This window comes from endosymbiont of Acanthamoeba sp. UWC8, from assembly GCF_000730245.1.
In the GTDB taxonomy this organism is placed as follows: Bacteria; Pseudomonadota; Alphaproteobacteria; order Rickettsiales; family Midichloriaceae; genus Jidaibacter.
The window spans coordinates 1,485,637-1,505,432 of the sequence record NZ_CP004403.1; the positions used below are offsets into that span (position 1 = coordinate 1,485,637).

Genomic DNA, 19,796 nt, shown 5'->3' on the forward strand with positions numbered 1-19,796 from the left:
GGAATAAATATGACGAATTCGATTAGCTCAAATTTAGTTACTAACGCTGCAGGCACAACGATAGGTAAAACCTCTAAAGCTTTAGGAAAAGCTGCCGAACGGTTATATAAGGGAGAAAAGATCACAAAACCTTTCAATTATGCATTTGATCTTTCAAGCGAAGTAGATGCAAAAAAAAGTCGGAGAAGCAATTGATGAGGCGATTGCCAAAATAAAAGCTGGGAGCTCCAAAACAAATATAAAAAATTTTATTTATGACCCGGCGGCAATAGAAGTCAAGCATGGGACTGCGGTGCTTGGGATGTCTGACGGTGCATCAACATGGATTCTGGATGGCCTAACAAGAATGAGGGAACTTACCATGGAAGCTGCCATGGCAAGCTCTTCGGATGTTGAAAGAGGGTATTACAATGAGGAATTTGTGCAGCTTGTATGGGAGCAAGAATACCTTGTAAAAAAGACTGTTTCTGCAAATATAACTTTTACAGCTATACCAGGTACAAATGATGCTATAGCTGCTTTAAACATAAATGGAGTCATTTTTGATTTTGACTTTGGTGGTTCAACCGTGGTAACCGGTGCCAATATAATAATAGACGGAGATTTAACTACTACTAAAGCAAGTGCTATTGCTGACATTATTAACAATGTCGGTGCTGATTATCATTCAACAATGACTGAGCAAAATGCAGCAAGGCTATCTGATCTGGTTGCAGCTGTTAATGGTAACACTTTAACTATTAACAGCAAAAAAGAGGGTATTGCAGGTTTGTTTTTAGTAACTGCAGGCGGTGTAGCAAACTCAGCTGAATACATGGTGTCTACTTCAGCGGGAAGTGTATTATATACTGTTAATAATACTGCTGCAGGAACTATAAGCGCTTGTTGCTATCAGGGATTTAAATTAGAACAAGAACACCTTGTAAGTACTAGGGTATTCAACAATAAGGCATTACTTGAGGGCATATCTTTTAAAGACGAAAATTTAAGCGATAACACCTTTGACGGAGCGGCTCCGGTGGATAATGCCCTACATATCAATTTTGAATATTAAATTTCCTGATAATTCTAATTAGCAACCGGCTGTTATATAAAAATAATCGGTTGCTAAGTAAGTCAGCCTAAAAATTTAATCAGCAAAATATTGCTTTTATATTATGCATGTAGTATTTCCTATATTAAAGCATCTTGGTGCGCCATATTTTAAAAGAGCATGCTATGGAAACCAAAAAATCAATAATACCATATTTATTTATTGCCTTCATACTTCTTTATGTAACTCTGGATTCAATCTTTATTTATATTTCTAAAAATTCATATAATGGAATTATCACAGAAAATGCTTACCAAAAAGGGTTGGATTATAATCAAGTAATTAAGGAAAATGAAGCGCAAAAGAAACTGGGATGGATCGGTAATCTTAGATATTATTTGGTTGGCAAAAACTTAGTCGAACTTGATTTTACCCTTTTTGATAAGAAATATCGCCCGGTTAAAGGCGCTGAAGTTGAAGTGCGTATTATGAGGCCGGTAACTGATAAGTATGATACAGTTGTGAAGTTGGAGGAGATTTCCTCCGGCAGATACTCAAACAAAGTGCAGCTGCCGCTTCAGGGACAATGGGAAATAAAACTGAAAGCTTCAGTCAAAAACGATATATTCTTTTTAAATAGAAGAATTACAATCAGCGATAAGGAGCAGTGAGAATATAGTATATTTATCGCTTTATATATTAAATTAAAGTTAAGAAAATTTGTCATCGCTTTAAAATAATTGATAAAAAAATATTGCCATAAGTTCATTTTAGAATTAGCATTAAGTTATTAGGTAAAGTTTCAATATAGATTCAATCTTTATCTACTACAGAGACATTAGTCTCAATCAAAAAATCCAAGTAGGAAAAAAATTATGACAACTTCAATCAGTTCAAATTTAACTGCAAACGTTACTGGTGCAACAATAGGCAAAACCAGCAGTGCAATTGCAAAAGCCGCTAAGCAATTATCTACAGGCGAAAGAATTACTAAAGCATCGGATGATGCGGCAGGTTTATCGGTTGGTACCGGTTTAAAAATAAACATGACTGCACTTCAAACCGCTTTAAAGTCAACCGGACAAGCAAATGCAGTGCTCGGGGTGGCTGACGGTGCGGCAAGCGGGATTCTGGACGGCTTAACAAGAATGAAAGAGCTTACTATGCAAGCTGCCATGGGAAGTTCTTCACCGAATGAAAGAGGATATTACGACGAGGAATTTCAACAACTTGTAAGTGAGCAAGATCGTCTTGTGGATACCAGCACATTCAACAATAAGACATTACTTGACGGGTCTCTTTCCAGTGGTAAAGGCGTAGAATCAAATACTGCTTCCGCAAGTGAAGGTGCATCCGCTTCTGCAAATATAACTTTTACCGGAACCGTTGGTAGTGCTAACGCAGTAGCCGCTTTAAATATAAACGGTGTCGCATTTGATTTTGACTTTACCGGTGCCGCAACAGTTGTAACAGGTGCTAATATAGTAATCGACGGTACCTTAACTACTACCAAAGCAAGTACTATTGCTGACATTATTAACAACGTCGGTGCTGATTATCACTCAACAATGACTGAGCAAAATGCGGCAAGGCTATCTGATCTGGTTGCAACTGCTAACGGGAACACTTTAACTATTACCAGTAAAAAAGAAGGTGTTGCAGGTTCATTCTTAGTAACAGCAGGCGGTGTAGCAAACTCAATTCAGTATATGGCGACTACTTCAGCAGGAAGTACATCATATACTGTTCTTGATGCTACTGCAGGTACTATAAGCGGTTATTACTCGGCAGGTTCCACAACCGGGTCTCTAGGAAGAAGTTCTGTAAGTGTGCAAGGTACAATCGGTGATAATATTCTTAAGACCTTAACCCAAACTACTGCAACTTCAGGCTGGGTAACCGTAAATGCAACAGATTTAGCGAATGATGATGTTTTAAGTGTATTTGGAACAAAACTTACTTTAAAAGATAAGGTGGAAACTCCTGAATCCCAAATTTTAAGAAGTAAGACAAGCGATTTGGAAACTTTAAAAAATATTGCAACATATTTAAATAATTCCGAAGATTCTAATATTGCCAACTATATTTATGAAGCTAGATTAGATTCCGGTAACCTGGAAATTAGAGCTACTGCAAAAGGTGCGACAAGCACATTTAACGGTGCAAATTTAATAATTGATACTACAGCTGTATCGGTTAGTGCGGGAACTGCAGGTGCTGCTGACGGTATTGATGTTTCTCATATTAGTGATAATGCCTCCTTTATGGGTAAGCTAAGTGGATTTACGGCAACAAGAACCGGAGATGATGCGGTTAAGCTAAGCATAAAAGCCGGTGACTATACTTATGAAGCTGAAGTAAAAGATACCGCTCCGACTGCAGACTATATCATCAGAATGAAATCTAACGATCTAGACGGGAAAGGCGGATACTTTGATTTGCAATTAGCTGCTAACAATGGTGTTACTGTTGCTAATCAACCTGAAGCCGATAACTTCGCTAAAAGACTTAATGATGCCGTAGCTCCACTTAATTTCTACCAAAATAGAGATATCTCTACCTTTGATGCAAGTGGAACTTCAATTGAAGATACCGTAATCACTCTGACTTCAAAAAGCTTTGATGCAATTAACGTTGCGGATATTAAAGTTGTAGGTTCTACGGAAACTAATGACCAGAAGGCTCAACTCAGTATTACTTTAAGTGACGGGAGAGTATTCTCTAAGTCAGATTTAGCTGAAAGCGCGCCTAAAGGACAAAAAATTGAGCTTATCAATACCACGGATAGTAATGAAAAGATCTCTATCATTTGGGGTAAAGATATTAAGTTCATAACTGATACTGAAGTTAACACATTACAGAATGATTTACTTTCAGCATTTAAAGCGAATCAAGTTGGGATGAGCTTCCAAGTAGGAACCAAAACCGACCAGGTAATCGGCGTTGAATTAGGTGATTTAAGTACCAAAGCTTTATTTAAAGGTGAAGTTCTAGATATTTCAACTGAAGAAGGTGCAAAAAAAGCCGGAGAAGTAATTGATGCGGCGATTGACGAAGTAAAAGGAGCAAGAGCTAGTATTGGTGCGCAACAAGCAAGGTTTGACAGTGCTGCATCAAATATTGCAACTACTCTTCAAAATACCGATGCTGCAAGAGCAGTGTATCTTGATACTAACGTCGCCGAATCATCTACTAACTTCGGGCTAGCTCAAGTTAAGATGAATGCGAGCATTTCAGTATTGGCTCAAGTAAATAACTTACCGCAAAGTTTGTTAAAGCTACTTGGTTAATATTTAAAAATAGAAAGCTTGGGGAGAAATACCTCCCCGGGCTTTTTTTACAATAAATTTTAGTTCTTCTAAGTATTTAAAAAAAGGGAAAAAATGGGGTCAATGTTAAGTTTAGGAAATTTTGATACTATAGGGGGAAAAAAAGTCCTCACCGGAGGTAGTCTAGGGCTTGATGTCAAAGAAATAATCGAAGGTACAGTCTTCCCGAAAAAACTTGAGATTGAAAAAATTGAGGATTCATTATCAATAACTAATAAAAAATCTTTAGTGTTTAAAGAGCTATCCACATATGTAAAAAACCTGGAAACTTCCGCAACTTCATTAAAAAATGCAGCGGGTAACAATAAGGATGTTTTTTCTAAGAGAAACGTCTCCACAACAATGGGCAACGGTACCGCAGCGGATAACTATATTTCAATCAGCGCAAAAAACGGAGCGCCAATCGAAAATTTTAGTATTGAAGTTCAAAAAATCGCAAAAGCAAAAATGCAGCAAAGCTGGTCATTTTCATCAAAGACTGACGGAGTTACCAACGATCCTTCCGCTCCCGCAAGCGGAAAGTTTAATGCAGGCATATTCCAAATTAACGGAATTGATATAACTTTGGATGTGGGTGATTCACTAAGCACAATCCAAGATAAAATTAATGCCAAAAGCTCGGCAACTAATGTTTCAGCTAAAATAATTCAGCCGGATGTAGGGCAATACCGGCTTATACTTGAATCAAGCTTAACGGGAGTGGAAAATGCATATATCCTGAATGACCCGAGCAATGTTTTAAACAACGTCTTTACGCAAGATCCGACTAATAACCCTAACTTAGATGTACAAGCCGCTCAAGATGCAGTCATGGTTTATAACGGAAATATTACTGTAACCAGGCCTTCAAATAAAATTACCGATTTTATCGACAATATAACTTTTACATTGTCGGAAGAGACTAAAGCAGGGGATATTATTAATGCTAGCATTAGCCCTGATACTAAGGCAGCTCATGATGCAATCACTCAATTTGTAGAAAATTATAATGTACTTACAATCTTTATTCAACAACAGGATTTTATTGCTGCACAAAAGCCGGATAAAGATGAAACCAATGATGAAAAAACTACCAGACTTGCAAATTTAAAAAAAGATTCTTTAGTTAAAACTATTAAATCCAATGTTAAAAATATTATTACCCAAGCAGTGGAGGGGCTTCCCGATCATAACACTCTTGCAAGTATAGGAATAACATTCGCTAAAAAAGAAGCCGCCGTTTTTCAGGAAAATAACTATACAGGTGTTTTAGTAATAGATGATAACAAGCTTAATTCTGCACTTTCAGACAATATGGAAGATGTGAAGAAATTATTCGGATTAAATTTTACTTCCGACTCGGCTAATCTATCTATGGGTGCGAAAAGGGGGACTAATATTAATGCCGATTCATTTAAGTTTGATATAGATGTTAATAGAGCTGATTTGAACGATAGAGTGCGAGTTACTTATACTTCACCGACCGATTCATCACCTGTTACAATTAATGCTTCCCTAACTTTGAAAAATCCTGACGATGTCACACAAGGATATAATATACAAGGAATTGCAGGAACAATTCTAGAAAACTTTGATTTTTCCTATACGGGTAACGGTGTAGAGATAATCAATAGTTCCATAACTCAAGGGTTCGGCGATAAAATCAGTAATTACATAAGCGAGCTTAATAAAGAAGAAGCTTTTACCAAAGCTCAAAAAACATTAACCGACTCAGTAGAAAAGTATAAAAAAGAAATTGAAAAAAAGAATGAAGCTATGGATAAAGAAAGAGAATTTTTACTGAATAAATACGGTAAGCTCGAAGCTTTATTCAGGGAGTTGAATTCTACGTTAGAATTTTTAGAAGCACAGCAGCAATATTCGACTAAATAATAATACCGATTAGGGAGCTAATATGATTTCAGGAATTAATTTATTTGCAATCAATGAAGATAAATCTGAAACAAAATATGCAAATCCCTTATATACTAATAAACTAAATAACTACGGTAGTAACAATTTATATAATCCGATAAATGCATTTAGCATATATATTAGAGCTTTTGAATATGTCGGTAATACATGCAAATTCGCCGTAAACGAGCTGAAGGAAATAAAGAAGATTTCCGCTGATAAGATCGGTAAGCAAAAACAATCCTTGGCACAAAGAAGGCTTGAAGTATATAATAGAATTGATAAATCCTTGAAAATTATAATGGAATTCAGGAAAGTATTTTCCCTTTCGGAAGAGCATGAATTACAAGTGCATTTAAAAGATATTGATGGTAGGTTGGTCTTTATTTATGATAGTCTTGTTTTAGCAAACGCAACTTCAAAAGAAAAATACTTCGAGGAAGCAGGTATTGTTACTAATTATCTGACGCAATTTTTTATTGCTATGCAAAAAAAATATACATGATTCAGTACCCACTGCTAATTTAGAAAGTATTGAGCAAAGCAAAGTCGGAAACTTCATATCTTGAAAGCATTTTAAAACTGGATCATAGCAATAGTATTTATTATAATAAGCAAAAAAGCATTTTTTTATGAAATATCTTTTTAGCTTAGGTTCAAACCTTCTTGATAGAATTTTTTATCTGTCGCAAGCAGTAAGTAAACTTACATTTTTAAAAGAATACAAAATTTCCTCGATTTATGAGACTAAAGCCCTGTTACTTGAGGGCTATAATCCTGAATGGGATAAAGATTTTTTGAACTTATGCCTAAGTGGGTTTTCTGATTTGGATCCTTTTCATATGCTTGGAGTATGTAAACAAATTGAGGTGGATTTAGGAAGAGACTTAGCCACACCCAGGTGGTCTCCAAGGGTGATTGATATTGATATCTTACTTGCTGGTGACTATATAATAAATAATAATAAAATTAATATCCCGCATCAGGGTATGTTGGAGAGAGAATTCGTTTTAGTTCCTGCGTGCGAAATTGAAGCAAATCTAATTCACCCTATTACAAATAAGCCTTTACACTATGCTTTAAAAAAGCTACATCTTAACCAAATATCGAAGGTCAAAAAAACTAAATTAGAATTAATAAATGGCTAAGCTAGTTGGAATCCTGAACGTTACTTTAAATTCTTTCTCGGATGGCGGGAAATACGCTGTACCACAGGACGCTATAAACCGTCTTTGCACACTTTTTGAGGAAGGTGCGGATATTGTTGATATCGGAGCAGCTTCAACTACATATGGTGCAGAGCTCGTTACCCATCAGGATGAATGGAAAATACTCGAGCCGATTTTAAAATGCCTGGATAAAAAACCGATAAGTGTTGATACATATAACTATCAAACGGCCGAGAAGGCAATATCATATGGTGCCGAGATAATTAACGATGTATCTTTCGGTTTAAATGATAGTATGCTGAAGCTGGTTGCTGAAAGTAAGGTAAAATATATATTAATGTATAGTTTAGTTGTACCTGCAAATAAAAATGTCAGAGTAAATAATATAAATGAAATTGAATATGGTTTTGAAAAGAAAGTTGAAGCATGTTTAAAATACGGCATTGCGTTAGATCAGCTGATTATAGATCCGGGAATCGGCTTCAGTACTAACCCCAGACAATCTTTTGAAGTACTAAAAAATTTAGAAAGGTTTAGGAAATTCGGTACCGAGATCCTAATCGGGCATTCCCGTAAATCTTTTTTAGAGCTTATTTCGGAGTATCCTCCCCAAGAAAGGGATTTGGAAACTTTAACCGCCTCACTTTACCTAAGAACTCAAGCGGATTATCTAAGAATTCATAATGTAAATTGGCATAGAAGAGCCTTTAAAGTGGCGGAAGCATTAAATTTTTAATCCATTATTAGTGCATTTGTGCTAATGTTCTTATTAAAATAAAATAAATTGAAATAATATGAGCGAATTTTTATTAGAATTATTTTCCGAGGAAATGCCGGCTAAAATGCTGGCTGCATTTGCTGCCGCTTTAGAAAAGAATATAGTCGATAAATTAGGGCAAAAAATTGAATCAAAATCTTTTTATACTCCAAGAAGGATTTGTATACATATTAACGGATTATCAACTGAAGTAGCGGAACAGACAGAGGAAGTAAAAGGACCTAAAGAAAGTGCGCCTGAGGCGGCTTTAGACGGTTTCATGAGAAAATATAACCTTTCTGATAAATCAGAGTTGGAATTAAGGGAAGGATGTTATTTTTATAAATTAAAACGGAATCAAAGCGATTTAAAGTCAGTACTCAAAGAAACTGTTGAAGTTAGCTTAAGTCAAGCTATATGGCCAAAATCAATGAGATGGGGGGAATTATGATATCAGGTGGGTAAGACCGCTGCATTCAATAGTTTGTTTGCTTGATAATGAGGTGTTACCGGCTAAATTCGGTCATATAATTGCCTCAAATAAAACTTACGGGCATAGATTCCTTTCGGGTAAGGAAATCACAGTTAATTCGGCAAGTCTTATAGAGTATAGTAAATTACTTAAAGAAAATTTTATAATTTTAGATGCATTAAACAGAAAAGAAATTATACAACAGGAAATCCAAAAAATTATATCCGGGAAAAATCTAAGCATTATTGAGGATAATGAGCTTTTAAATGAAGTAGTAAATTTAGTTGAATATCCTGTAGTTTATTTGGGGCAGATTGATGAAAAATTTATGACCCTGCCTGAAGAAGTATTAATTACCACGCTTAGAAATAATCAGCGCTATTTAATGCTGAGGAATAGTACTTCCGGAAAATTAGCTCCATATTTCATCATAGTTTCAAATACTATCGGACAAGATCAAGGAAAGGAAATCATTCATGGTAACCAGACTGTGCTAGGTGCGAGGCTATTTGATGCCTTATTCTTTTATGAAAATGATAAAAAAATGAAGTTGGAAAAAAGAATTGAGCAGCTGAAAGCCCTAACTTTTCATAAAGAAATCGGAAGTGTTTATGATAAGATAGAAAGCGTAAAAGCTATTGCTGAAAAATTATCTAATAGGCTACAGGCTGATACTGCAAAAGTTATAAGAGCGGTTAGTTTAATGAAAGCTGATCTTGTAACTGAAATGGTAGGGGAGTTCCCTGAATTGCAGGGGATTATGGGGTATTATTATGCATTAAATGATGGGGAAGGTGAAGATATAGCAATTACAATAAGAGACCATTATAAGCCTTTAGGACCTAATGATTATGTTCCGACTAATAAAGTCGCGGCAATTGTAGCGCTAGCTGATAAGCTTGATACTTTGAATCAAATGTTTGCAATTAATATTAAGCCTACTGGCTCAAAAGATCCGTTTGCACTACGCAGGGCAGCAAACGGAGTAGTAAGAATCATAGCTGAAAATAACTTTGCACTGGATATTAAAACTGATTTAGCAGATTTGAATATTAGAGAAGATGTAATAAATTATATATCTGAACGTGAAGTTTCAATTAATAACTTTAATTAAATTAGCTGTTTAATTTAAAACTTTACTAAAAGCTAACAAAATTTAATTGGAAAAGGTAATTAAATAATATATAGTTTGTACTAATTTTGAAACTTTTGCTTATAGTTACAGATATGAAAACTACATTTTTAAAAACAGTGCTATTTGTTACATTAGTTAGTTTGCTCAACGGGTGTGCTCCGGATCTTTCAAGTAATGTATATACCAGTGATTCAAGGTTAAATTTAACCCTTGAAGGTCAGATTGTTTCGGTGCGTCCGGTTGTTATAAAAGGCTCGGAGAAGCTATCGGATAATGTTATAGGTATAGCCGGAGGCGGAGCTATGGGTGCAGCTGCAGGTGCAGGGATCGGTGCCGGTACCGGTCAGGGTGCAGCTATAGTAGGTGTAGCAATCGCGGGTGCAGCAGTCGGAGCACTTATTCAGGATAAATTAAGCCAAGCTAACGGCAGTGAGTATATTGTAAAAGTTGATATATCTAAACTTAAGAATGTTTACTATGAAGGTAGTTCTGCAATGAGAAATGCAATTTCCACTGCAACAACTAGTGGATTAATCGCCGTTGTTCAAAGCAATGTTCCTCTTCTCCAAGAAGGGCAAAAGGTGTATGTCATTTTTTCAAATATCGGTGCACGAATTACTCCGGCTCTATAATTAACTAAAATAATATTGAGATTTTTTGATATGCGTCTTTTACTTATATTACCTTTTATTTTAGTAATTATAACTGCTTCAGGTTGTGCGAAAGTTACAAAAGAGCGCCATTCCCCGGATTTTGAAAGTAAAATTAAGGAGTATAATGATGTAGTGGTTCTACCTCCTAAAGTTGAAGTTAATATGGTTGATGTGGTAGGTAAGAAAAAGCGCATGCATGACTATGAAGATCATCTTGAAAATATAATTAAGGAAGAAGTGGTAAAGGCTGTTCAGGATAAAGGGTTCAGAGTTAAAAAGTTACATAGAAGAGAGATATGGGAACAACAACTATCCGAAGATTTCGGACGATTGCAGCAATCTTTTAATGCAGCAAAGAATAAGCTTTATGCACGTGTTTTATGGGAAGAGGAAAAGGCATTTTCCATCACGGAAAATTTAGGTTTACCCGCGATACTTTTCGGGGGAAAAACTAATAGTAACTTGTTATTATTCGTAGATTATGAAGGGGCAATTAAAACTAACGGCGCCAGGGCTCGTGATTTTGTAATAAGTATTCTTGCTAATTCAAGTGCCGCCGTAGAAGACGCCGATGCATCATTTCTTTTAGTCGCAATCGTTGATGCAACAAATGGTAATATCTTATGGAGTAATATAATTTATACAGCCAAAAGTTTATATGTCTCAGCCATAAATAATTTTTCTTCACGTGATAACGTGGAAGCTGAGAAGTTAAGATTTCTTTTATCCGATATCCTTAAACAGATTCGTAATAATAAGAATTAACGGTAATTATTACCGATTAGCATAGCAGCTATTTATAAAGAAGGAATTAGCTATTCTTAAGTATAGTTCTAATTGGTTTTTAGTCATTCCACATTTCCTTGACCATTTCCTTAAAACTATTACCCCTTTGCTCGTAATCTTTCCATTGATCCAATGAAGCGCAAGCCGGAGAAAGTAACACTACTCCGGAATTAATATTGCTCTCTTTAATCAATTCTAAAGACCTTTTCAAAGTATCAGCGCATGTATAAGGTTTATTGTATTTTTTAAGTACCTCGGCAAATTTCGGGGCTGCAGCACCTATTAAGTACACGTGTTTCAACCTATCAAATAAGTGTGATAAACATTCAATCCCTTGGTCTTTAGAGACCCCGCCGGCAATCCAATAAATATTATTAAAAGCTTTAAGAGCATTTTGGGTGGCATCAGTATTAGTGCCTTTGCTGTCATTAATAAATTTAAGTTCTCCTTTTTCAAGTACTAACTCAATTCTATGTTCCAAGCCTTTAAAAGATTTTATTGCCTCTACTATAATTTCCTCTTTAACACCGTTAATTTTAGTCGCCGCATATGCTGCTGCAATATTTTGGGCATTATGTTCTCCCGGTAGTCTTTTTAATTCTTTAATTTTAAATTCTTTCTGAACTCCGGGGGTTATATTATCATAAATTACACCATCTATTATGCTTACCCCATTCTCGGTAATTTTTTGTATTGAAAGGGGAACAATCTTTTGCTTGCCGTATTTAGCTAAGTAATCAAATATTTTCTGCATTTCTAACGTATCTATTGAAACAATCGCATAATCATCTGATTTTTGATTTTCAAATATTTTAAGTTTAGCTGCTTTATAAGAATCAAAATCCCCATGGCGATCCAAATGATCAGGAGTAAGATTGAGAAATACAGCAATATCGAATTTAACTTTATTTAACAACTCAAGTTGAAAAGAAGAGGTTTCCAATACATATATTCCATCGCTGTCCAGGGGCTCTAGCTGTAATGCCCCAACTCCGATATTGCCCCCTACTTGCACAACTTGCTTAGCATATTTTAAAATATGGCCGGTTAAAGCCGTGGTAGTGGATTTACCGTTTGTGCCGGTTATTGCAATGTATTTTGACTTGGTGCAAGTCTCATATAATAATTCAATATCAGAAGTGATCGGTATATTCAGCTGCTTAGCTTTTTCAATTATCGTATGGGGTTTAGGGTAAGTTAAAGGTACGCCCGGGCTTATAATAACAGCGCTTATATTTTTAAAGTTGATTTGGTCAATAGCGGGATTAACTATTAAATTTCTTTCAGAGATTGCCTGTTGATGCAGCATTCCGGCTAAACCGCCGATATTCACGTTTTGCAAGTTATCATCTATAGCTATAACTTTGGCTTTCCCGCAAAGTAATGAATGCAATGCCGGAAGCCCTGAGCGGCCTAGCCCTAAAATTATGACCTCTTGATATCTGAATTTATTTATCGGTATCATAACCCTATCTAAGTTTTAATGTTGATAAGCCAATTAAAGCAAAAATTATAGATATTATCCAAAAACGCATAACTATTTTTGTTTCCGGCCAACCTAATTTTTCATAATGGTGATGTATCGGAGCCATTTTAAATATACGTTTACCTCTAAGTTTGAAGGAGCCGACTTGCAAAATCACGGAGATAGCTTCAATAACAAACAATCCGCCCGTAATAAATAGCACTATCTCATGTTTTGTAATTACACTTATTACCCCGATTGCTCCGCCCAAAGATAAGCTTCCTACATCTCCCATGAATACTTGAGCGGGAGGAGCATTATACCATAAGAACCCCAGTCCTGCCCCTATTATTGCGGCACAAAATACCGCAAGCTCACCGGAGTGTGATATATTATGGATTTGGAGATAATTAGCAAAATTAACGTTCCCCGCTAAATAGCTGATAAGTGCAAAACATGCGGAAACCACCATTATCGGACCTATTGCCAATCCATCCAAGCCATCGGTCAAATTTACTGCATTAGAAGCTCCCGTCATTACAATCGCAATAAAGATAAAATAGAACCATCCTAAGTCTAAAACAAGATGCTTAAAAAATGGAAAAGCCAGCAAGCGCGCATGCTGAGGTTCAGCAATATAGGAAACCATAATACCTGCAATCAATGCCAAACTAAATTGCCAAAATAATTTTACCCTTCCCGATACGCCTTTAGAATTTTTGTGTTTTATTTTAAAGTAATCATCTAAAAAGCCAAGGACTCCATAAGAAATAGTGATGAACAACGTTACCCAAATATAAGGATTGCTAAGATCAGCCCATAATAAAACTGAAAAAGTAATACTTAAAATAATTAGAACCCCTCCCATAGTGGGCGTTCCTTTTTTGGTAAGCAGATGTGATTCCGGACCATCGGTTCGAATCGGTTGGCCGCCTTCCTGTATAGATTTCAGCCAGTTTATAATTTTATTACCTAATAAAAAACTTACTAATAAAGCCGTAGCTATAGCTCCACCGCTTCTAAAGGTTAAATATTTAAAAACATTTAACATGGGATAGTAGTTTATAAGTAAGTTTGCAAGATAATAAAGCATTATTTAAAAATCCCATCACTAATATCAAGTTTAAATATACTAATAAAATTACTTTAAAAAGCTATTATATTAATATGTATTCAGTAAAAAGCTTATAAAAAAATATTGCCAAAAGTGATTTAAAAAGCAATATGAAAGTATGTGTATAAATTTAAGAATATATTATTTAAAAATTTGTTTTATAGTTTTTACACTGATATTATTGCAGAAGCTTAAAATGAAAAAATATTATTTATAGTAAGATCAGTAATATAGATAGTTTTTAAGTACTTAATATTAATAAAGTTTTAATATGATTAGATGGTAAGTGAGAGATGACACTTGAATACTTGGAATATTTAAGCAATAAAAGTCCGGCTCCCGAGCAGTTAGTAATTATGCTGCATGGTTACGGATCTAATGCTTCCGATCTAATATCCCTTGCCCCTGAGCTTGCGGAATATTTACCTCATGCGCATTTTATTTCGCCTAATGCACCCCATCTTTTTGAAGGAGGAGGGGCTGCTTTCCAGTGGTTTAGCTTAACTCAACGTGACGATGAGTTTATGACTAAGGGTGCAAGAGAAGCGGAAAAAATCTTGAACGGATTTATAGATGAGCAGGCTGCTAAATTTAAACTCACTCCTTCTCAGGTTGTATTATTAGGGTTCTCACAAGGAACTATGATGTCTTTGCATACTGCATTAAGACGAGAGATACCAGTGAGAGCAGTACTGGGTTATTCAGGAATGCTACTCAGCCCGCATTTATTAAAAAATGAAATAAAATCCAGCCCGAGTATTATGTTAGTGCATGGAGCGGAAGATCAAGTGCTACCCGCCTCTATGATGACCTTAGCTCAGCATACGCTAAATGGTTTAAATGTAGAGTGTAAAACTTTACTTAGGCAAAAGCTTGGCCATGGGATTGATATGGAAGGTATTATAAGCGGCGGCAAGTTCCTACAAGGTATGTTTTCAAAATAGGGTTATAAGTAAAAAAATATGGTTGAACGAAGGGGAAGTGGCTTTTTTAAAAGATGGTGGTGGGCAATTGACTCAGTATTTCTTATATTCGTACTGATGGTAATTTCCATTGGTGCTGTGTTAATTACTACTGCAAGTCCAGCTGTGGCCGAGAGATTGGGGTTAAGCTCGTTTTATTTTGTAAAAAGACAGTTTATTTTTTTATTGCTGGCAGTTAGCTTGATATTATTTATCTCGACCTTCTCGGAAAAAACTATAAAAAGATTTTCACTCTTTGGTTTTTTAATATTCCTTGCTTTAATGGTAGCAGTATTATTCATTGGAGATGAGGCTAAAGGCGCGAAGAGATGGATAACAATCCAAGGATTTTCCTTGCAGCCTTCAGAGTTCATAAAACCGTTTTTTGCGGTAATAACCGGCTTAATACTATCTGAGCGCTATACTACATCCAACCTACCGGGCTTTACCATTTGTTCATTCCTCTACTTAGTGATTGCTATTCTTTTAATATTGCAACCTGATATCGGAATGACTATTTCAATCACGGCTGTAACGGCTACTCAATTTTTTATTGCCGGGCTTCCGATCGTTTGGATAATAGTAACGGGAGGGCTTACAATTTTTGGAGCATTTGGTGCTTATCTGTTTCTGCCTCATGTTGCACGTAGAATAGATAGTTTTTTAAATCCGAAAGAAAATGAGAATTATCAGGTAGAGAAATCGTTAGAAGCTTACCTAAACGGAGGGTTGTTCGGTAAAGGTCCCGGAGAGGGGACGATAAAGAATGTTCTACCGGACTCGCATACTGATTTTATTTTTGCGGTTTCAGGTGAAGAGTTAGGGGCTATATTCACTTCGGTAATAATTTTATTGTTTTTCCTGATTGTATTGCGTGGGTTCCTTAAAATTATAAAAGATAATAATTTGTTTTATATATATTCCACTGCAGGATTACTAATGTATTTTGCTTTACAGTCTATTTTTAATATCGGTGTTACATTGCATTTATTCCCCACCAAGGGAATGACTCTGCCGTTTATCAGTTATGGCGGTTCGTCAGTGCTTTCTTTTGCCATAATTATAGGAATATCCCTAAGTTTAACTAAGAAACGTTACGGTTCACTGCTAGGATTAAAAAAAGAGTAAAAAGTGCAAGATAAGGAGAGTATATATATTGATCAATTCGCTATACTAAGCCTTTCTATTTCGTTGCTTTTGCATATTTTTATAGTTTTATGCTTTGTATTTTATAATCAGCTATTTATTGAAAAAATCCAACCTCAGAGAAATACCGTATCCGTTATAAATATTAATTTAGTAGAGTCGGATATTGAAACCAGAGAGAGCAACAATCCTCAACAAGAGCTGAGAGCTCATCAAGCGCAATCTAGTATGAGAGAAATAAGAAATATTTTAATAGAAAAACCATTACAAAACAGCGAAAATAAAGAGAGTGTAGAACAGCAGAGAAAAATAGATTCTAAAAATTCTTATGGTATAACTCTTTCGGCACATATTCATAATAATCTTATTAATTTACCTGAAAATATACCCACCGATGAAAAAGTGGATATAAGAATAAAAATTGATAAATCAGGAAATTTGATTGGCTATAAGATATTAACTATGCATGGAGAAGTAATAAATAATTTTATTAAGCAGGTATTATTAAAATCTTCCCCCTTTCCCAACCCTTTAATTGAAGATAATGATATTAATAGTATTACTTATGAGCTTTCACTTTTTCTATTTTAATGTTTTTTTGCAAAATATTTGTTTACAAACGTCAAAAAATATTATATTACTTTTCAGGTGTATTTACAAAAAGTTAATAAAAATTTAATTTTACCTGTTTATTTATACTTAAAGTTGTATTATGTACCCCTGAAACATATTGCGATTTAATTATCTTCAACTTAAGGTAGTAATTACAGCTTTTGGGTTAGATAAGATTATGCAACAGAAAGTTTTAGATTTTTTTTCTTTTTATTCTAAGTCCTTTAGGGAATCAAATGCTACAGCTCTTTGTAATATGCATTATATCCCGAACACATTTATATTTAATATATTAAATAAGCAAATCAAAGAATTTACAATCCCCAGCGACTTGCAAAGTTACTTAAAAGAGGAATTAACCGAGCAACTAAGTATCGAACAAACAGACGAAAATTCTATTGAAATCATGAGAGTGCATTTTATAACTAATAATATGTTAATGGCAGAAGTTGATTGGAGTCATTATTTAAAAGATGCATCGGATGTAGTAGTTATTAAGTGTTTATTTGTTTTAGTACTCGTCGGTGAGGAACTAAAAATTGCATCGACTACTTTTGTTTAAGATCATTTTTCATTAAATTATATATATAACTAACAAAAACTTTGTAAAACATTTTTGTTTACCTTTCATTAACCTTTTTTTGCTAGATTCAAAGTTAGTAGCTTAAATAGGGGAAAGGGTTATGGCTTTTAATCAAGATAAAGTATTAAAATTCATAGAAAAAAGTAATTTTCAAGGTTTGCAAAGTTATCTTAATAAAAGATATCTTGATATAGATAGTTTAATACCACCCGCAGAATTTATTAATGCATTTAATAATTTTATTAGTAGTGATTCTAAAAATATTACCAATTCTTATAAAATAATAGAACTTTTATATCAGCATTTTACAGCTGCGAATAGAAAAACAAAATATGATAATTCTCAAGAACATGAAGATATAAAAGGATTATTTAAGATATATGAAAAAATCTCAGCCGGTAAAGATTATAGCATAGAAGATGTAGTTGCTGTAACCAGAATTAAGGATTTTAAAGTTGATAGTTACCAGAAAAAGTTTGAACTATACCAAGAAAAACAAACCTTAAGAAATGTATATAAAAAAGCAGATGATTTAATAGAAAGATATTTGATATATAAAATCAAATATCCTGAAAACACTAGCTTTATAAGAAAGCTACTTAGAATTCCGCCGAAACGTAAATCTGAAGATATTTTAAATGATTTAACTAAAAAGCTTCCTGAGCTTATTGATAAGTTAAGAGATGAAATAAGAGAAAGACCCCAAATTTAATGATAAAAAGGGAAATTTTTTATTATCAAATTATGAATTAAGTCAGCTCATTTATGAAAGATTATCCCTAAAAATTCAAAATCAACTAAAGATGGATAAACAAAGCATAAATGGGATTTTTGAAAAATTAAATACTAAAAAAGTGGAAAGTGCAATAAATCACATGAAGCAAAATACGCACACAGGAAAAGAGTTATTACATAAAGCTGAGGAATTAAGAAAAGCTATAGAAAGCAGTATACCACCATATTTATTAGATTTATCTAAATTAAAATTAAAAAACCTTTTAGGTAAAAATATTATTGGTTTTAAAGAGGCCGATTTAACTTCCTATACATACAATATATCTTCAATCTTTGATAATTTATTGACTAATTTAATTTCAAATATAGAAACTTATAAAGGGGAGCCAGGCAGAGAAATTGAACTAGAATCACAATTGTTAAAAGCTATCAGCTTATCAAATTACTTGTTGAATCATAACAATAACTATTTTTATTTTAATGTGGCAAATATTGGCCAAAATTATGTGCTACAAGATTTATTGGCTCAAACACAATCCACTATAAATAAAAATTTAATAGCTGAGCATAATAACATAAAACATAATCCAAAGGCTAAGTTTAGCAAATTTGAAAAGCGTGGATTTGAAATCTTAGCTAGCTTAAATTTAGGGAGAGCTTTATCAAAAGAAGATCAACAATATTTAGCTAAATTTTTTGAATACGCAATAGATAATCAAGAATTTAATTCAAGGATAACAAGAATATTAAATAACAATGATCAATTTGTACGCAATAATGCTGAAATGATAGCAGAATTGCGGGCATTCACTTATAAAACAGCTGATCTAGAAGGCGTTGGTATAATAACTAACAAAGTTGAAGCTATTCTAAAAGAAATTAAAGATAACCAAACTAATTTAATAGAGGAAGAAGATAAATTAAGTTATCAGGAATTAGGGAGGTTAGTAAAATTTTTACGTAATAAAGATATTTTAATGGCGTTAAAAGAATTAAAAATTTTAGAGCATTCTACTATTTTACAATATTTAAATAGTAACTTGCAGACGAGCAACAATTTATATATGGAACTAGATAGTCTTATTAAAAATCATATAAATTATGAGCAAGGTGATATAGTAATGGAGGTAGCAAAACGCAATAGAGAGTTCTATTCCAATAAAGTTAATTATGAGGAGAAAATAAGAGATTATATGAGTCCTTATACCCATGCAGCAATTGGTTATAAAGATAATAGAGGTGTTTTCGTTTCACATGTGGATCAAACATATACTAAGGATAAAATTGAGATGGATGCTGTATTATCAGAAAACTTTAGAATATATCCTGATAAACTTATAATTGATAATGATGTGAAAAAACAAATAATTAAAGCCTTGAAAATTGATAATGAAGATAATTTAAAACAGAAGATGTATGACATATACAAAGGTATAGCCAGCGAGTTACATCAATTAATGCAAGATGAAAATAAAGATATTAAGTTTGATCGTGACAGAGCAAAGGATGCTTTTATAGCTGATTTAATGCCATTTGGATTTGGGCATATGGGTAAAGATAATATTAAGAGCTGGGCAAAAGAAATCTTGGAAAATAAGGCAAGTTTGCCACAGAAAATAAAAGATCCTGGAGGCAATGGTTATTTATTTTGCTCGGAATTTGCAGCTAAAATGACAGTGCTAAGCCTAGTGGAATTGGAAAGGCAATTAGTCGATAAAATTAAAGAAAATGATCCGAACTTCGAGATGCCGAAAGGCGGGTTGCTTAAAATGCCGTTTCATGAATATGAGGATTTAGGTAAAGTTCACCCGGCAAGGTTAGTTAAAGAGCTAAGTAAAAGCGGGGCAATAGAAAAAGTGCCGGAAGCGGAGATGGTAAAGAATATTATAAGAACAAGGTAGTTGAAATTGACAACATAAGGCAATTAAACTAAGTTTGATGCAAAATGAAGT

The 19,796-nt window shown here is 34.1% G+C and carries 20 protein-coding genes; 18 read left to right on the forward strand and 2 right to left on the reverse strand.

The annotated features are described in order from the left end of the window. Positions 1-9 precede the first annotated feature (9 nt). The 12 genes from I862_RS07140 (at position 10) to I862_RS07985 (ending at position 11,206) form a co-directional block, all read left to right on the forward strand. On the forward strand, positions 10-195 hold the full coding sequence (locus I862_RS07140; RefSeq protein WP_038540592.1) for a hypothetical protein: 186 nt from the start codon (positions 10-12) through the stop codon (positions 193-195). Further along, complete coding sequence (locus I862_RS07145; RefSeq protein WP_038540595.1) at positions 167-1,054, forward strand: hypothetical protein; 888 nt, start codon at positions 167-169, stop codon at positions 1,052-1,054. The genes I862_RS07140 and I862_RS07145 overlap by 29 nt, the downstream gene beginning before the upstream one ends. A 164-nt stretch (positions 1,055-1,218) precedes the next feature. Continuing rightward, entirely contained in the window at positions 1,219-1,704 is a 486-nt protein-coding gene (locus tag I862_RS07150) for a FixH family protein (protein ID WP_148299510.1), read from the forward strand. 204 nt (positions 1,705-1,908) lie between these two features. Further along, on the forward strand, positions 1,909-4,323 hold the full coding sequence (locus tag I862_RS07155; protein WP_038540602.1) for a flagellin N-terminal helical domain-containing protein: 2,415 nt from the start codon (positions 1,909-1,911) through the stop codon (positions 4,321-4,323). A 93-nt stretch (positions 4,324-4,416) separates the two neighbouring features. Beyond that, on the forward strand, positions 4,417-6,234 hold the full coding sequence (gene fliD, locus I862_RS07160) for a flagellar filament capping protein FliD (RefSeq protein ID WP_038540605.1): 1,818 nt from the start codon (positions 4,417-4,419) through the stop codon (positions 6,232-6,234). 22 nt (positions 6,235-6,256) lie between these two features. Then, a complete protein-coding gene (locus I862_RS07165) occupies positions 6,257-6,760 on the forward strand; it encodes a hypothetical protein (protein WP_038540608.1) in 504 nt (167 codons plus the stop codon). Positions 6,761-6,887: 127 nt separating this feature from the next. Further along, the gene (gene folK, locus I862_RS07170) at positions 6,888-7,403 is read left to right on the forward strand and encodes a 2-amino-4-hydroxy-6-hydroxymethyldihydropteridine diphosphokinase (RefSeq protein WP_038540612.1); all 516 of its coding nucleotides are present in this window, start codon (positions 6,888-6,890) and stop codon (positions 7,401-7,403) included. Next, positions 7,396-8,160 (forward strand): dihydropteroate synthase, encoded by a 765-nt coding sequence (gene folP, locus I862_RS07175; RefSeq protein ID WP_038540615.1) that lies wholly within the window; start codon positions 7,396-7,398, stop codon positions 8,158-8,160. Before folK ends, folP begins: the two co-directional genes overlap by 8 nt. 58 nt (positions 8,161-8,218) lie before the next feature. Continuing rightward, positions 8,219-8,632 (forward strand): glycine--tRNA ligase subunit beta, encoded by a 414-nt coding sequence (locus I862_RS08735; protein ID WP_052646544.1) that lies wholly within the window; start codon positions 8,219-8,221, stop codon positions 8,630-8,632. Positions 8,633-8,669: 37 nt separating this feature from the next. After that, positions 8,670-9,767 (forward strand): glycine--tRNA ligase subunit beta, encoded by a 1,098-nt coding sequence (glyS, locus tag I862_RS07180; protein WP_052646545.1) that lies wholly within the window; start codon positions 8,670-8,672, stop codon positions 9,765-9,767. Positions 9,768-9,880: 113 nt separating this feature from the next. Beyond that, on the forward strand, positions 9,881-10,420 hold the full coding sequence (locus tag I862_RS07980; RefSeq protein WP_148299511.1) for a hypothetical protein: 540 nt from the start codon (positions 9,881-9,883) through the stop codon (positions 10,418-10,420). Between the two features lie 30 nt (positions 10,421-10,450). After that, positions 10,451-11,206 (forward strand): hypothetical protein, encoded by a 756-nt coding sequence (locus I862_RS07985; RefSeq protein ID WP_148299512.1) that lies wholly within the window; start codon positions 10,451-10,453, stop codon positions 11,204-11,206. A 79-nt stretch (positions 11,207-11,285) separates the two neighbouring features. Here the strand turns inward: I862_RS07985 and murD are convergent, their stop codons facing one another. Both murD and mraY read right to left on the reverse strand, forming a co-directional pair. Continuing rightward, positions 11,286-12,692 carry a UDP-N-acetylmuramoyl-L-alanine--D-glutamate ligase gene (murD, locus tag I862_RS07195; RefSeq protein ID WP_038540618.1) on the reverse strand — a complete coding sequence of 469 codons (1,407 nt, stop codon included), beginning with the start codon at positions 12,690-12,692 and terminating at the stop codon, positions 11,286-11,288. Positions 12,693-12,696: 4 nt separating this feature from the next. Then, positions 12,697-13,785 (reverse strand): phospho-N-acetylmuramoyl-pentapeptide-transferase, encoded by a 1,089-nt coding sequence (mraY, locus tag I862_RS07200; RefSeq protein WP_038540621.1) that lies wholly within the window; start codon positions 13,783-13,785, stop codon positions 12,697-12,699. A gap of 314 nt (positions 13,786-14,099) precedes the next feature. Between mraY and I862_RS07205 the strand changes: the two genes are divergently transcribed. From I862_RS07205 to I862_RS07230, 6 genes are all read left to right on the forward strand, one after another. Next, a complete protein-coding gene (locus tag I862_RS07205) occupies positions 14,100-14,750 on the forward strand; it encodes an alpha/beta hydrolase (protein ID WP_052646548.1) in 651 nt (216 codons plus the stop codon). Between the two features lie 18 nt (positions 14,751-14,768). Beyond that, on the forward strand, positions 14,769-15,896 hold the full coding sequence (locus I862_RS07210) for an FtsW/RodA/SpoVE family cell cycle protein (RefSeq protein WP_038540624.1): 1,128 nt from the start codon (positions 14,769-14,771) through the stop codon (positions 15,894-15,896). 3 nt (positions 15,897-15,899) lie between these two features. Further along, complete coding sequence (locus I862_RS07215; RefSeq protein ID WP_038540627.1) at positions 15,900-16,505, forward strand: TonB C-terminal domain-containing protein; 606 nt, start codon at positions 15,900-15,902, stop codon at positions 16,503-16,505. Positions 16,506-16,704: 199 nt separating this feature from the next. After that, positions 16,705-17,088: a hypothetical protein gene (locus I862_RS07220; protein WP_038540630.1), complete on the forward strand. Its 384-nt coding sequence runs from the start codon at positions 16,705-16,707 to the stop codon at positions 17,086-17,088. A 121-nt stretch (positions 17,089-17,209) separates the two neighbouring features. Next, positions 17,210-17,821 carry a hypothetical protein gene (locus tag I862_RS07225; RefSeq protein ID WP_038540633.1) on the forward strand — a complete coding sequence of 204 codons (612 nt, stop codon included), beginning with the start codon at positions 17,210-17,212 and terminating at the stop codon, positions 17,819-17,821. Positions 17,822-17,912: 91 nt separating this feature from the next. Then, a complete protein-coding gene (locus I862_RS07230; RefSeq protein WP_038540637.1) occupies positions 17,913-19,745 on the forward strand; it encodes a hypothetical protein in 1,833 nt (610 codons plus the stop codon). Positions 19,746-19,796: the final 51 nt, after the last annotated feature.

What these genes read in the sequence shown, in the direction of transcription:
- I862_RS07140 (WP_038540592.1), top strand. Translation starts at nt 10, where the DNA reads ATGACGAATTCGATTAGCTCAAATTTAGTTACTAACGCTGCAGGCACA.
- I862_RS07145 (WP_038540595.1), top strand. Translation starts at nt 167, where the DNA reads ATGCAAAAAAAAGTCGGAGAAGCAATTGATGAGGCGATTGCCAAAATA.
- I862_RS07150 (WP_148299510.1), top strand. Translation starts at nt 1,219, where the DNA reads ATGGAAACCAAAAAATCAATAATACCATATTTATTTATTGCCTTCATA.
- I862_RS07155 (WP_038540602.1), top strand. Translation starts at nt 1,909, where the DNA reads ATGACAACTTCAATCAGTTCAAATTTAACTGCAAACGTTACTGGTGCA.
- fliD (WP_038540605.1), top strand. Translation starts at nt 4,417, where the DNA reads ATGGGGTCAATGTTAAGTTTAGGAAATTTTGATACTATAGGGGGAAAA.
- I862_RS07165 (WP_038540608.1), top strand. Translation starts at nt 6,257, where the DNA reads ATGATTTCAGGAATTAATTTATTTGCAATCAATGAAGATAAATCTGAA.
- folK (WP_038540612.1), top strand. Translation starts at nt 6,888, where the DNA reads ATGAAATATCTTTTTAGCTTAGGTTCAAACCTTCTTGATAGAATTTTT.
- folP (WP_038540615.1), top strand. Translation starts at nt 7,396, where the DNA reads ATGGCTAAGCTAGTTGGAATCCTGAACGTTACTTTAAATTCTTTCTCG.
- I862_RS08735 (WP_052646544.1), top strand. Translation starts at nt 8,219, where the DNA reads ATGAGCGAATTTTTATTAGAATTATTTTCCGAGGAAATGCCGGCTAAA.
- I862_RS07980 (WP_148299511.1), top strand. Translation starts at nt 9,881, where the DNA reads ATGAAAACTACATTTTTAAAAACAGTGCTATTTGTTACATTAGTTAGT.
- I862_RS07985 (WP_148299512.1), top strand. Translation starts at nt 10,451, where the DNA reads ATGCGTCTTTTACTTATATTACCTTTTATTTTAGTAATTATAACTGCT.
- murD (WP_038540618.1), bottom strand. Translation starts at nt 12,692, where the DNA reads ATGATACCGATAAATAAATTCAGATATCAAGAGGTCATAATTTTAGGG.
- mraY (WP_038540621.1), bottom strand. Translation starts at nt 13,785, where the DNA reads ATGCTTTATTATCTTGCAAACTTACTTATAAACTACTATCCCATGTTA.
- I862_RS07205 (WP_052646548.1), top strand. Translation starts at nt 14,100, where the DNA reads ATGACACTTGAATACTTGGAATATTTAAGCAATAAAAGTCCGGCTCCC.
- I862_RS07210 (WP_038540624.1), top strand. Translation starts at nt 14,769, where the DNA reads ATGGTTGAACGAAGGGGAAGTGGCTTTTTTAAAAGATGGTGGTGGGCA.
- I862_RS07220 (WP_038540630.1), top strand. Translation starts at nt 16,705, where the DNA reads ATGCAACAGAAAGTTTTAGATTTTTTTTCTTTTTATTCTAAGTCCTTT.
- I862_RS07225 (WP_038540633.1), top strand. Translation starts at nt 17,210, where the DNA reads ATGGCTTTTAATCAAGATAAAGTATTAAAATTCATAGAAAAAAGTAAT.
- I862_RS07230 (WP_038540637.1), top strand. Translation starts at nt 17,913, where the DNA reads ATGGATAAACAAAGCATAAATGGGATTTTTGAAAAATTAAATACTAAA.